We start from the raw sequence: 12,711 nt of genomic DNA, 5'->3' as shown, positions 1-12,711 counted from the left end.
ATTTACGCTGCACTTTTCATGCTTGCTATCAGCTCGCCCGCGAGCGCTGATGCAGGTCCAGGCAAGTGCACGGGAAAGTTCGTCAACCCGATCACCGACGTATGCTGGTCGTGCCTCTTTCCGATTTCCGTCGGTGCCCTCAAGGTCTGGCCATCCAACCGACCTGACCCCGCAAACCCGGACCTGCCGGTTTGTCTGTGCGGCATCAGGCCCGGCATGGCAATGGGCTTCTGGGAGCCGGTGCGGCTTGCTGATGTCAGCATGAAGCCCTGGTGCTTCGTCAATCTCGGCGGGATGAAGATCGATCCCGGCTTCGATATCGGGTTCAAGACCATGGCCGGGCCGTCGGCGGTGGGCGGCGCCACGCAGTACCATTCGCAGTGGCACGTCCACTGGTATGCCTACCCGCTCATATACTGGATGGAGCTGGTTGCCGATTTCCTGTGCCTTGAGGCAGGCTCGGTCGACATCCTTTATGTGAGCGAGATCGATCCGCTGTGGCAGGACAGCGAGCTTACGGCGATCATCAATCCCGAAAGCGTGCTCTTCGCCAATCCGCTGGCGCTCGCGGCCTGTGCTGCCGATTGCGCAGCGGCCACCACAAGGCTTCCGATCGATGACCTGTTCTGGTGCGCCGGATGCCAGGGCACGATGTATCCCCTGAACGGCAATGTCTCGGCGACCATAGGCCATGTGCAGGCCTCGCGGCTCGCGCTGTCGCGCTTCTCCTACAAGCTGCACCGCCAGCTTGTCGCCTGGGGAACGATGGGCAGCAAGGGCCTGTGCGGCAAGTATCTCATGCCGGTGATGAGGAAGCAGCAGTACCGCTTCCAGGCCACCAATCCCAATCCGCAGACCAGGGGCCGCTATGCCTGCGCGCCCATTGGCGCCTCCACCACCTTCATGTCGGCAGGACAGGTCTACCCCGCGATTGGCGAGGACATGGGCTACCTGGTCTGGCGCAAACGGAACTGCTGCGCGCTATGAGAAAGCCCTATACCTTTCCTGTACTTACGTTTTTCGTAAGCCTTGCCGCTCTCGGGGGCGCTGCGGCACAGACCAGCGAACCCGCGCTTGATCTGGCTGCCATTCGGGCAAGAGCGCAGAGTGATAGAGACGCGGCCGAAGCGCTGGCGGCTATGGCTCGGACGCGGGCGCAGGCTGTCATGGTAGAGGCAGATGCAAGTGCTCTCGATGCGCAGGGACATGTTCAAGGTTACGTTCAGGCGACCGTGACTGAAGCCCGGCCGAGGCCTGATGAGACCTTCGACTTCGATCAGATGGTCGCGACTGCCGGCTCAGCCGCCAAAGGGAATCTTGGCGAGGCACCGCGCTTCATAGCCTTTGCCTCGCTTTCGATGCCGGCGCCAGCCTTGCGCGACATGATCACGCGCGTGAATGCTGCTGGCGGCGTTGTCGCGCTGCGCGGCTTTCCGGCGGGCAGCGCCAAGGTCCTGAGCGAAGCGCTCGGCAAGGTCGCGCTGGATCAGGATGAGATGGGAAGCGTCGGGATCGACCCCCGGCTGTTCCGCGCGTTCAATGTCACGGCTGTGCCGACCTATGTCGTTGCGAGCACGGACTTCGACCTGTGTGACGGATTCGACTGCCAGACACAGGTCCCGCCGCATGACCGCATCAGCGGCAATGTGACAGCCGACTTCGCGCTCGAGACCATTGCGAGCCGCGGCGGTCCGGCTGCGCGAATGGCCTCACACCACCTCGCCAGGCTCAGGGGGGCAGATCAATGAAGCGTGCGCTCATCGCCGGCTTTGCTGCCTTCGGCATTGGGATGGCGCCGGCGGCCAAGGCCCAGAATGCGCCTCAGCCGTCCAGCGCGACAGCGGCGGCCAAGGCTGACGGGAAGGCATTTGGACGCGAACAGGCAGCGGCGGCGCAAGGCGCGGCAACCGCGCGTCCTGATGCGAACCGCATTCCGGGCTTCGGCAGCAACCCTGCCGAAGCGCGCCATTTCGATGATCCGGCGGGGATGGAGCGCGAGGCTGCGGCCCAGGCAGCCAGCCATAGCGGCTATCGCACAATGCGCGATTCCATGGATCGCCGCGCCCGCTTCGCGCCCCAGGATCTCGATGCCGTGATTGCGCGCAGCAAACACATCAACACCGATCCCCTCGCCTTTACCAGCGGCATGAGCGTCAGCGGCTCGCACGGGCGTTGTGTCCCGCTACCGCCTGGCAGCGCCAGCAGCGCGCGCTACATGGCCACCTGCAATGTCGGATATGCTGTCAGCGAGGAAAGGCGCAGCTGCGCCATCCCGCTCCGCGTCGCGGTCGAGACACAGCCGCGCTATATCTACTGGTGCAGCGAATACGGAATGGGCGGACAGGAAAGCTGCGCCCGCTTCGAGGCGGCGGGCTGTGAACGAACGATACAGACCGAAATCCCATGCCAGACATGGCCAGATGCTGGGGGCCCCCGCTTTTGCGAGGAGCCTGGCGAACCTGTTAGCGTGATGTCCTGCTCTGCCCCGGTAACTGGCAGCGATCTCAAGGAGATAATTGCCACTCTTGCTACCACGTCTAGTCGCGATGAAAGCGAATGTGAGGCCTTCGCATCGGACCCCGGCTGTAGTCAGACTTCCGAGGCCTGCACTGACAGCGATCCGCTCACGCGGATCATCGACGGTGTGGCCGTGACGCGGCCCTGCTGGGCATGGGAGCGGCAGTATGCTTGCGCACAATATGCCGAAGCCCAGGACTGTCAGACGCTCGGGGCGACACCCGGATGCAATCTGGTAGGCGAGGAGTGCCTCTCGGGCGAGCCCTGCCGCACCTGGGAACGGGTCTATGATTGCCCGTTGCCTGATCAACCGGGCAGCCCCAACCAGTTCATCTGTGATGCCGATGTCTATTGCATCGACGGCTCGTGCGAGACGATCACGCGCGAAGCCAATGACGAGTTCAAGGACGCCGTGGTCGCATTGAATGCGATGGATCAGGCCCGCCGCGAGTTCGATCCTGACAGCCTCACCCTGTTCAAGGGCACGCGCGCCACCTGTTCCTCGAAAGTCTTCGGCGTCCTCAATTGCTGCAAGGGCAAGGGTTTTGCGCTGGTGCCGGGCATCCAGCTGCTGGTCAGCCTGGGCTGCAGCCGCGAGGAAATGCTGCTCCACGAGCGCGATGCGCAGGGCCTGTGCGCCTATGTCGGGACCTATTGCTCGGACAGCTTTCTTGGCGTCTGCCTGACCAAGAAGAAGGCCTATTGCTGCTTTGAATCGAAGCTTTCGCGGATCCTGCAGGAGCAGGGTCGCAAACAGCTGAACAAGCCCTGGGCTAAGCCAAGAGACGAGCAATGCCGCGGCTTCACGCTCGATGAGTTTGCCCGGCTCGACCTCAGCCAGATGGATTTCAGCGAGGTCTATGCCGAGTTCACCGAGGCGGCGCGGCTGCCCGACGAACTCGCGGTCGCGGACGATCTCCAGCAGAAAATCGAGGACTTTTATACCAATGCCACCAGATAGCGCCGCCGCGCGCGCCCTTGCCTTGTGCCTTGGCACCCTCGCCTGCCTCGGTGCCCATGCTGCTCCGGTGCGAGCACAGGAGCAGCTCCCAACCGAGAGTATCGAGAGGCAGGACAGTTTCTACTGCCAGGAGCGCAAGCTCGGTTACTGGTTCTATTGCACCCGCCCAAAGCCGGCTCAGCAGACGGCGCCAGCGGCGGCACAGAATGCGACGCGCCAGCTTGATGCGATCACCGCGACCTTGCGCGAGCTCAAGGCCAAGGCCATTCTCGAGCCGACCCCGGCCAATGTGACGGCCTATATCCGCTTTCAGCGTGAGCAGCTCGATCGTGCCTCGCTGTTCAGCGATGTCTGGCAGCGGGCGATCTGGCAGGATCCGGACCTCGACTATACGCTGCAGCGGCCGGTCTCGACGCTCGGCAAGCGCCAGTGGCTGGACAGCCGCAGCGCCGAACGCGATGCGGTGATGGCGCAGCTCTCGCAGCGCTACGGGCTGTTCTACTTCTTTGCCCAGAGCTGCGCGGCCTGCGAGGTGATGTCGCCGATTGTGCAGGGTGTCGCCTCGCGCTGGACAATCACGGTCCGCGCGATCTCGACCGACGGCGGGCCTTCGCGGCATTTCCCGGGCTATACGGTCGAGACCAATCAGCGCAGGCGCATGGGGCTTGAACCCAAAATCACGCCTGCCGTGGTCCTGTGGGACGCTCTCAAGAACCAGCCCATCCCGATCGGCTACGGCGTGATGAGCGCTGACGAACTGCAGGATCGCATTTTCCTCCTCACATCGAAGGAAGCCGGACGTGACTATTGATCCATCGCGCCTGAAGCGCAGGCCCCACCCCGCCTCAAACCAGCGCACTGCCCTCACCGCAAAACGCATCATCGCCGCCCTTCTTGCCGTGACGCTTCCGCTGTCCAGCGTGTCAGCGGATGTGGGAAGCTCGATGGATTCCTTTCTCAATGATGTTGGCGGCGCCGCCAATGTCACGGGGCCAACGGCGTTCGAGGGGCAGTCGGCAGGCTACTACAGCCTCGGCAATGTCTGGACGCGCTTCCCGCAGAAGACGACCAACATCGCCAATCTGCAGCTGCCGCGTGCGCGGGCGGGCTGCGGCGGCATCGACATCTTTGCAGGCTCCTTCAGCTTCATCAATGCGAGCGAGATCGTCGCCATGATGAAGGCGGTAGCCAACAACGCGGTCGGCTTTGCCTTCAGCCTCGCGATCGACACGGTCTGCCCGGAATGCTCGAAGATCATGCAGGAGTTTGCCCAAAAGGCGCAGCTCATGAACAATCTCAACATCAACTCCTGCGAGATGGCGCAGGGGTTGGTGGGCGGCATCTGGCCCAAGGGCGACCTCGCCGACAAAGCCGTGTGCGAGGCGATCGGCAATGCGGAAGGGATCTTTACAGACTATGCGGCAGCCAAGCATGGCTGCGGCACCAGAGGTCAGCGCGCGAGCACCACGGCCCAAGGGTCCGGCACGTACGACGACGTCAATCCGGGGGTGGCGCGCAACTACACCTGGACCATCCTCAGGAAGTCGGCATTCTTCTCACCGAATGGCAACTTTGACCGAGAACTTGCTGAATATGCGATGACCTTGCTCGGCACAATCATCTGTGTGCCACCAACCGACAATGAGCCGGGCAAGTTCGTGCCCGTCGCGGGCGATGCCTCGTCGACCCTGGTCACCTCGCTGCTTGATGGCACGAATGGCAGCAATGTCATGATTTATGACTGCGATGAGCCGGACAAATGCCTCAACCCGGGCTTCAAGCCGCTGAGCCTTGCGGCATCCAAGGCGCTGCGGCCGCGGGTATCGGCACTGATCGCCGGCATGGTCGACGCGATCCGCGAGGATAGGCCGATCACCGATGCGCAAAAGGAGTTGCTGCAGGTCTCCTCGATCCCGCTTTACAAGATCCTGACCGTGCAGGCCGCCTATGGCCGGGGCATGCCCACCGATGACCGGGAGACCCTTGCCGAGATCGCGAGTGTCGACTTGCTGTTTGCGGTGCTTGACCGGATTGTCAGTGAGGCTGGCCGGTCGATGTCGAGCTTCATTGGCGCTGACGAGGCCAAGATCGCGATGTGGCAGGGGCAGGTGAATGTGGTGCGCCAGGCGTTGGCGGACCGGCAGGCGAATACGCACCTCAAGGTCGGCGCGATCATGCAGATCATCGAGAAGACCGCCTTTATCGAGAATGTGCTGGCGGCCTCGATGTCGCCGGGCATGGCGGCCTCGCTTGACTGGTCGCGCGGCGTCCAGACCCGCGCCCTCACCCACTGATTGCCCAGACAAGCCGAAGGCGCGGTACCATGGTTGAGATCTTCACGGTCGGCGGCGGGGACTATCTCGTCAATGTTTTTCAGGCGGTTGCCGCCTGGACCGGCAACGGCGGCTACAAGAGCCTGCTGCAGGTTGTGATGGTCATGGGCCTTGCGCTGTCGGCCATTACCCTTGCTTTCAATCAGGACTGGCGCGCGTGGATCAACTGGTTCCTGGGCGCCACCCTCATCTACTCCTGCCTGATGGTGCCGCGGCTCGATGTGCGGGTCACCGACCGCCTCAATCCCACCCTCGCCCCGGCCGCTGTCAGCAATGTGCCGCTCGGCCTTGCGCTGATGGCGAGCTTCACGAGCCAGGTGGGCGATTATCTCACCGGGTCGGCCGAGGTGGTGTTCGGCCTGCCGGGCGATCTCAACTATTCGAACAACGGCATGATCTACGGCGCGCGTCTCTACGATGCGACGCGCTCGCTGCGCATCTCCGATCCCGAGTTCGCCGCCAATCTCGATGAGCATTTCCGGCAATGCGTCTTCTACGACGTGCTGCTTGGCCGCTATTCGATGAAGGAACTCGCCGAAAGCGGGGATATCTGGACAACCATTGCGCCCGGCAGCCAGGCGCGGGCGCAGCGTTTCCTGACGCGCGACGCGGGCTCGGGCGAGGTTTCTTCAAGCATCGTCACCTGCCGCGAGGCCTATGGCGCGCTCAATGGCCAATGGACGAGCCTCGTCGACAGCATGGGCACGGTCTTCGGCCGCCAGCTCTATCCCAACCAGACCGCAGCACTTGCCAAGGCCAAGCTCTTTGCTGACCTGCCCGTGGCCTACCAGTATCTCACCGGCGTATCGGCCAGTGCCACGGATATTTTCAAGCAGACGCTCACCATCAACGCGATGGGCCAGGCGATGCATTCGATGTCGGCAGCGTCCGGTGCCGGGAATGTCGATGTCTATGCGCAGACCCGCGCCGATATTCAGACCGAGCGGACCTATGGCTCGATTGCCAGCAATGCGATGAAATGGGTGCCGCTCCTCAATATCGTGCTGACCGTGTTGTTCTACGCGCTGTTTCCAGTGCTCTTCCCGCTGTTCCTCATGCCGAAGACCGGGCCAATCGCATTGAAGGGCTATGTGACGGGCTTCTTCTACCTTGCCGCCTGGGGCCCTCTCTTCGTCATCCTCCACATGATGCTGATGTACAAGGGCGCAGCCGACATGGCCGCGGCAACGGGCGCCAATGGCCTCAGCCTTGCGAGCTTCACCGGCATGGCCGATGTGAACAGCGATATCGGGCTTCTGGCGGGGTACCTTGTCGCCTCCGTGCCCTTCCTTGCCGGCGGCGTTGCCAGAGGTGCGATGGCGATTTCCCATCATGCGACGAGTTACCTCAACCCCAGCCAGAATGCGGCAGAGGAAGCGGCCCGCGAGGCGAGCACCGGCAATCTTGCGCTCGGCAATACCAGCCTCGAGAACGCCAGTGTCATGACCCGCCAGTTCTCACAGGGCACGATCGCGCCAAGCTTTACCTATGGCGCGCAGCAGATCCGCACAGTCAGCGACAGCGGCACGGTGACCGCGAGCTTCGGGCAGGCGAGCTACGATCAGCTGCCGAATTCGAGCTATCCCTTCACCCCGACCCTGGGACAGGAATTCACGTCGCGGCTGTCGAGCATGGCGTCGCAGGCCCGCGCCAATAGCGAAAGCTATGTCAACGTTGCTGCGGAATCGACGTCCAGTGCTGTCAGCAAGTTCCGTGAACTCAGGGACCAGTTCAGCAAGAGCTCCTCATTCGAGAGCGCCAGCGGGACCTCGAATGCCGACAGCATCCAGACTGCTTTCAGCGAGGTTGATCAGGCCTCGACCAATCTGCAGCGGCAGTTCGGGCTTTCGCGCCGAGCGGCGGACGATATTACCGTGTCCTGGTTCCTGAATGGCGAGGCTGGCGCGAGTGCAGGTCTGACAAACGGCGTTGCATCGGCGAATATCGGCGCAAAAGGTGGGCGCAACCAATCATGGACCGACAGTGACATCGGGATCGCTTCCGAGGACCGCACCCGGATATTTGGCAGCCTGTCGCAGATATCGGATAGTCGCAATTGGTCGAACACCCGGGAGGGCTTCGTGCGATCAGTCAGCACCGCGTCAAGCTCTTCGGTCTCGACCACCGCCAGCGGACTGAATGCCTCGCTGACCGAGGCTCAGAGCTACACTCTCGAGGCCCGCAGAGCCGAGGAGCTTGCCAATCGCCTTGAGCATCAGGCGTCCTTTTTCGAAGGCAGCAGCGCAGCGGGCAGCCTGAACCTGTCGCAGGCTTACCGCGGATGGGGCCTGGCCGAAATCGAGACAAACCGTGACTTTTACGGCCAGGCACGCTTCGATGACGCTGCGTTTCAGCTCAGCGAGCCGGGTCGGGCGCTGCAGGCCAAATTCATCGCCAGCTTCGCTGACCAGGTTCGAGAAGAAATTGAGGATCGGCTGACCCTGCCCCCCGGACCGGCCGTCGAGCGGACCAGCGTTTCGCAAGCCCGGGATGTGCAAGATCACACCGCAGGCCGGGGCTCTGGCATCATGTCGCATAGGCAAGACGCTGCTGCCCAGGAAATCGCAGATGCGGTTCAGGGGGCTCATGCCAGTGGCGGCGCGCGGATCAAGGCTTCACGCAGAGACCTCGAACGCGTTACGCAGAAAGCCACAGGGGCAAGCCCGGAGGCTGCAGATGATGTGAAGCAATGGTGAGGGCTGCCTGGCGCAGGACGATCCAGCCTGCGCGGGCCTCACGGGGAAATGCCAGGGGGACGAATGACCAGACGCCTTTTCTTCTGGTCGCACCGGCCCTGAGGCAAAGATCCTCGCCGCTCGTTGCATCGAGGCGGCTCGATAAACCATTTTCGAAAGAACTGCAGGCGTCCGGAGATTGCTTATGTCGGGAGGCCTCTCTCGCGACAAAACAATGGTCTGATGCACCTGCATGTTCCGCGATCAGCGGCCCCCGCGGTCCTGGCAATGTCCAGCGGAGTCCTCTAAATCATCAGAGGTACACGGCGAGCGCGCTTGCGATCTTGACCTTGGCGCCTTCTGTCAAAGTGACAACGCTTCGGCGCTTGTCGAACGCATCCTGGCTGCGTTCGATCAGTTGCATGTTTTCGAGGGCCTGAAGCCAGCGCAGCGCCGTCGTGGGCGGGCAGGCGGACCCGATGCAAGCGCTGGTGATTGACACAGCCTTTCCTCGGTCAAGCGCCTGATAGAGGTCCATCATGATGTCCCATGCCGGACTGACCGCAAACCCTTGCATGCCGAAGATCTCATCGACCTTCCGGCGGGCAGAATAGACCTTGCGCAGGACCGCCTGAAGCGTCGCTGGCGACGGTACGGTATCAACCGAGCTACCGGGGATGCTCCTCAATTCAATCGCAAGAGCTTCCATCTGATCAGCGATACCCTGATGCACTTCGAAATGACTGATCACCTTTTCGTCTGAGACGTTCGTATCAGTGTTTGGGACAAGGTCAGCGCGCATTTCCTCCTCCTTCGAAACGTGGTTAACTCTTGTAAAACTTTCTACGAACTTGATCCGTTTTGGTTCCTAACCTGATTAGCCATATGCGCCATGAGCATCGTATCCGTATGAACACTTAATCATGTCAATGCCGCCGCGCGAGCGAAGAGAGGGAAAGCGGCGTGTCATCCTCAAACGACATGGCCTGGAGCCTCTTCATGTGAGCTTCATCTCCCACACGTTAACCATTAATCTCACGCACGTTAACCATTCGATCCGCATGGCGCATGCGCAAATTTGACAGTGCGGAAAGGTCTTGCCGTCTTGCGTTGATCCCGGAGAGGAGTTGTCATCAATCAAGAGGCGGTGGATCTGGCGATGAGGCTTGGACCGGTCTTCGACTTGCCCAGAGGGCGGGCAATCATTTTGTTGCAATTAGGGACAAGGGCCGAGTTTCCAATCGGTCCGGATAGAAATCCCCGATCCCACACCGTTGTGGGTATTTTTCTCGCCTTGATTGGTGATGCTTTTGCAGGCTATTGAGTGCCCGGGATATATTAACGTTTATGAGTGAACCTTCGCCGTCGCCCGAACAGAAGCAAGTTGACCGCGCCATTGCTCTTGCGATGGACGCGATGCGCATCTGTGACGAAGAGGGGTACATCTTTGCGGCTATCGATCTGTCCTCGGCTATCGATAAGCTGAGGGCCTTGAGGGACAAAGATTCCTCCTGAGGCGCATTGCTCACTGCGTTAGTTGGCCGTAAACTCACGGCCATGTCGCCCGAAGACGCCTTTCCTCTCTTCGATTCGCTGACAGAAAAGCAGCATGCTGTCCCCCGTCAGCACCAATGGCACAGATTTGAGGTTGTGATTTAAGGAGGGTTGGGGCTTCGTCGTAGTGACGAAGGAACGAAGATGAAGACCCAACCCTCCTTGAAAAAATCCCCTCCCACAAAGGCCCCTGCTGAGAAGGTCGTGAAGGACATCCGGCGTGCAACCCGTCGCCATTTCTCGGCCGAAGACAAGATCCGCATCGTGCTCGACGGGCTACGTGGCGAGGACAGCATTGCCGAGCTGTGCCGCAAGGAAGGCATCGCTCAGAGCCTGTATTACACCTGGTCGAAGGAGTTCATGGAAGCGGGCAAGCGCCGCCTGGCCGGTGACACTGCCCGTGCCGCGACCACTGGCGAAGTGCAGGATCTGCGACGCGAAGCCCGCGCTTTGAAGGAATGCGTCGCCGATCTGACGCTCGAGAACCGGCTGCTGAAAAAAAGCATGATTGCGGATGGGGAGGGCGACGAATGAGGTATCCCGCATCCGAGAAGCTCGAGATCATCAGGATCGTCGAGCAATCGCATCTGCCTGCCAAGCGCACGCTGGACCAGCTCGGCATCGCCCGCCGGACGTTCTACCGCTGGTATGACCGCTACCTTGAGGGCGGGCCGGAGGCGCTGGAAGACCGGCCATCGGCGCCGGGCCGGGTGTGGAACCGCATTGCACCCGAGGTGCAGGACCAGATCGTCGAGATGGCGCTGGAACAGTCCGAGCTGTCACCGCGCGAGCTGGCGGTGCGGTTTACCGACGAGAAGCGCTACTTTGTGTCGGAATCCACGGTTTACCGTCTGCTGAAGGCCCACGACCTGATCACCAGCCCGGCCTATGTGGTGATCAAGGCCGCCGATCAGTTCCACACCAAGACCACCCGGCCGAACGAGATGTGGCAGACCGATTTTACCTACTTCAAGATCATAGGGTGGGGCTGGATGTATCTCTCCACCGTGCTCGACGACTTCTCGCGCTACATCATCGCCTGGAAGCTTTGCACCAACATGCGGGCCGAAGACGTGACCGAGACGCTGGACCTCGCCCTGGCAGCTTCCGGCTGCGACAGCGCCACGGTGCTGCACAAACCCAGGCTGCTCAGCGACAATGGTCCCAGCTACATCGCGGGTGAACTGGCGGAATACATCGAGGCCAACGAGATGAGCCACGTGCGCGGAGCACCGTGCCACCCTCAGACCCAGGGCAAGATCGAGCGCTGGCACCAGACCCTGAAAAACCGCATCCTCTTGGAAAACTACTTCTTGCCCGGCGACCTCGAGGCCCAGATCGAGGCCTTCGTCGAGCACTACAACCACCAGCGTTACCACGAAAGCCTGGCCAACGTGACGCCCGCCGACGCCTACTTCGGTAGGGCTCCGGCGATCATCAAACAGCGTGAAAGGATCAAGCGACAGACCATCGAACATCGGCGCTTGCAGCACCGCAAGCTCGCCGCCTAACATCAACCCCCAGACGAGGCCCGCTCTCCGCTAATCTACGCCGCGAGTTGCGCCAAATGTTCTGACGACGGACAGATTAATGATGGCATGCGGGAAAGGCTGGTTCGCACGAGGTTGGGTGAGGATCGTAGTTCGCTGTGCTCCTACCTGCTCATGATGATGCGAAACCTGAGCGAGGAGCGCATGATCGCATTTTTCGCCGACGCTGAAGGATATGTGATCAGCGAGGAGGTTATTGCTGAGGGGCAGGAGGCTCATGTTGTTCTCACGCCCCGGCGCGTCTTCAGTCGTGCCTTGAATCTCGACGCTCGTCGAATTCTGCTTGCTCACAACCATCCTTCCGGCTGCGCTCACCCCAGCCTTTTAGACATTGAACACACGCGACTTTTGAGCCGTCAGGCAAGTGATCTTGGCCTGACGATCGACGACCATTTTGTGGTGGGTGCGCGTGAGGTCACAAGCATGAAGGATAGGGGACTGTTTTGAGTAAAGGAGCGCCTCGCGGGCCATCGCCCTCGCTGGAAGCGCTGTATAGCGCAGCGGAAGCAAGGGTTGCTCAGGGCCTAGGTGCTGCTTGGTCTGTACCCCGAATTGATGAAGCACTCTTGCCGAGTGACCGAGAACTGCTTCTCGGTGCCGCCCGCGAGCTTGATCGTTATGCTGTTCGCCGGCGATATATGCCTGCTCAGATCATCTCGGACAGGGCCTGGGTGATCCTTCTCGACCTGTTTGTCTTTCGCCTGCAGGGGTGGAGTGTAACGCTCGAGGATCGGATCGCATCCTGGGGCATTTCGGAGGGCACCGCCGCGCGCCAGATGGCTGCCTTGATTGAGGCGGGTCTGGTCGTGAGAGAGATCGACGATCAAGCCCCGAAGCCCATGAGCTTCTTGCTGAGCGAAAAGGGTCAGGCGATCGTCAGAACGATCCTTGCGCTATATGAATGACACCCGGCCCAAGGCACAATGAACAGAATTGAAGCGCTGCGCGCATTGGCCACAGGCGATCATCAGGACAGTAGCGCAATAAGACCGGCGGCCACAGATCCGAAAAAGAGCACGAGGATAAGGTCAATCTCCCACCAGTCGCCATTTTGGGCGGCCTCGGCGCGGAGCCCAAGACGCTCGGCAAGCCATGACCTCACAGATCGCAAATCCGGTTGC

The 12,711-nt window shown here is 61.2% G+C and carries 11 protein-coding genes; 10 read left to right on the top strand and 1 reads right to left on the bottom strand.

The genetic code is table 11. The features are described 5' to 3' along the window. The first annotated feature begins 18 nt into the window (after window positions 1-18). The 6 genes from traU (at window position 19) to CHX26_RS09200 (ending at window position 8,507) form a co-directional block, all read left to right on the top strand. On the top strand, window positions 19-987 hold the full coding sequence (gene traU / locus CHX26_RS09225) for a conjugal transfer pilus assembly protein TraU (protein WP_104942113.1): 969 nt from the start codon (window positions 19-21) through the stop codon (window positions 985-987). Between the two features lie 179 nt (window positions 988-1,166). Then, complete coding sequence (gene trbC / locus CHX26_RS09220; protein WP_233997095.1) at window positions 1,167-1,748, top strand: type-F conjugative transfer system pilin assembly protein TrbC; 582 nt, start codon at window positions 1,167-1,169, stop codon at window positions 1,746-1,748. A gap of 41 nt (window positions 1,749-1,789) precedes the next feature. Next, complete coding sequence (locus CHX26_RS09215) at window positions 1,790-3,478, top strand: conjugal transfer protein TraN (RefSeq protein ID WP_104943357.1); 1,689 nt, start codon at window positions 1,790-1,792, stop codon at window positions 3,476-3,478. Then, a complete protein-coding gene (locus CHX26_RS09210) occupies window positions 3,465-4,289 on the top strand; it encodes a conjugal transfer protein TraF (RefSeq protein WP_104942111.1) in 825 nt (274 codons plus the stop codon). The genes CHX26_RS09215 and CHX26_RS09210 overlap by 14 nt, the downstream gene beginning before the upstream one ends. A 133-nt stretch (window positions 4,290-4,422) precedes the next feature. Then, window positions 4,423-5,772, top strand: a complete 1,350-nt coding sequence (locus tag CHX26_RS09205; RefSeq protein WP_233997344.1) for a conjugal transfer protein TraH — start codon at window positions 4,423-4,425, stop codon at window positions 5,770-5,772. Between the two features lie 29 nt (window positions 5,773-5,801). Continuing rightward, window positions 5,802-8,507, top strand: coding sequence for a conjugal transfer protein TraG N-terminal domain-containing protein (locus CHX26_RS09200; RefSeq protein WP_104942110.1), 2,706 nt, complete (start codon window positions 5,802-5,804; stop codon window positions 8,505-8,507). Between the two features lie 292 nt (window positions 8,508-8,799). Here the strand turns inward: CHX26_RS09200 and CHX26_RS09195 are convergent, their stop codons facing one another. Further along, the gene (locus CHX26_RS09195) at window positions 8,800-9,288 is read right to left on the bottom strand and encodes a MarR family winged helix-turn-helix transcriptional regulator (RefSeq protein ID WP_104942109.1); all 489 of its coding nucleotides are present in this window, start codon (window positions 9,286-9,288) and stop codon (window positions 8,800-8,802) included. Between the two features lie 545 nt (window positions 9,289-9,833). Here CHX26_RS09195 and CHX26_RS15890 point away from each other — a divergent pair. The 4 genes from CHX26_RS15890 (at window position 9,834) to CHX26_RS09175 (ending at window position 12,495) form a co-directional block, all read left to right on the top strand. Then, the gene (locus tag CHX26_RS15890; protein ID WP_172449767.1) at window positions 9,834-10,001 is read left to right on the top strand and encodes a hypothetical protein; all 168 of its coding nucleotides are present in this window, start codon (window positions 9,834-9,836) and stop codon (window positions 9,999-10,001) included. A gap of 183 nt (window positions 10,002-10,184) precedes the next feature. After that, a protein-coding gene (locus CHX26_RS09185) for an IS3 family transposase (RefSeq protein WP_104941652.1) occupies window positions 10,185-11,551 on the top strand; the annotation gives its coding sequence in 2 pieces (ribosomal slippage) (window positions 10,185-10,536 and window positions 10,536-11,551; 1,368 coding nt in all). Between the two features lie 87 nt (window positions 11,552-11,638). Further along, window positions 11,639-12,037: a JAB domain-containing protein gene (locus tag CHX26_RS09180; RefSeq protein ID WP_104942107.1), complete on the top strand. Its 399-nt coding sequence runs from the start codon at window positions 11,639-11,641 to the stop codon at window positions 12,035-12,037. Window positions 12,038-12,228: 191 nt separating this feature from the next. Beyond that, complete coding sequence (locus tag CHX26_RS09175) at window positions 12,229-12,495, top strand: MarR family transcriptional regulator (protein WP_104942106.1); 267 nt, start codon at window positions 12,229-12,231, stop codon at window positions 12,493-12,495. Window positions 12,496-12,711: the final 216 nt, after the last annotated feature.

This window comes from Porphyrobacter sp. HT-58-2, from assembly GCF_002952215.1.
Lineage (GTDB): Bacteria > Pseudomonadota > Alphaproteobacteria > Sphingomonadales > Sphingomonadaceae > Erythrobacter.
Note: the sequence above shows the minus strand (reverse complement) of the source record. Positions and strands in the feature narration are given on the sequence as shown.

Excerpts from the sequence above, each read along its gene's own strand:
- CHX26_RS15890 (WP_172449767.1), top strand. The coding sequence starts at position 9,834 with ATGAGTGAACCTTCGCCGTCGCCCGAACAGAAGCAAGTTGACCGCGCC.
- CHX26_RS09215 (WP_104943357.1), top strand. The coding sequence starts at position 1,790 with ATGGCGCCGGCGGCCAAGGCCCAGAATGCGCCTCAGCCGTCCAGCGCG.
- CHX26_RS09200 (WP_104942110.1), top strand. The coding sequence starts at position 5,802 with ATGGTTGAGATCTTCACGGTCGGCGGCGGGGACTATCTCGTCAATGTT.
- traU (WP_104942113.1), top strand. The coding sequence starts at position 19 with ATGCTTGCTATCAGCTCGCCCGCGAGCGCTGATGCAGGTCCAGGCAAG.
- CHX26_RS09195 (WP_104942109.1), bottom strand. The coding sequence starts at position 9,288 with ATGCGCGCTGACCTTGTCCCAAACACTGATACGAACGTCTCAGACGAA.
- CHX26_RS09180 (WP_104942107.1), top strand. The coding sequence starts at position 11,639 with ATGCGGGAAAGGCTGGTTCGCACGAGGTTGGGTGAGGATCGTAGTTCG.
- CHX26_RS09205 (WP_233997344.1), top strand. The coding sequence starts at position 4,423 with ATGGATTCCTTTCTCAATGATGTTGGCGGCGCCGCCAATGTCACGGGG.
- trbC (WP_233997095.1), top strand. The coding sequence starts at position 1,167 with ATGGTAGAGGCAGATGCAAGTGCTCTCGATGCGCAGGGACATGTTCAA.
- CHX26_RS09210 (WP_104942111.1), top strand. The coding sequence starts at position 3,465 with ATGCCACCAGATAGCGCCGCCGCGCGCGCCCTTGCCTTGTGCCTTGGC.
- CHX26_RS09175 (WP_104942106.1), top strand. The coding sequence starts at position 12,229 with ATGCCTGCTCAGATCATCTCGGACAGGGCCTGGGTGATCCTTCTCGAC.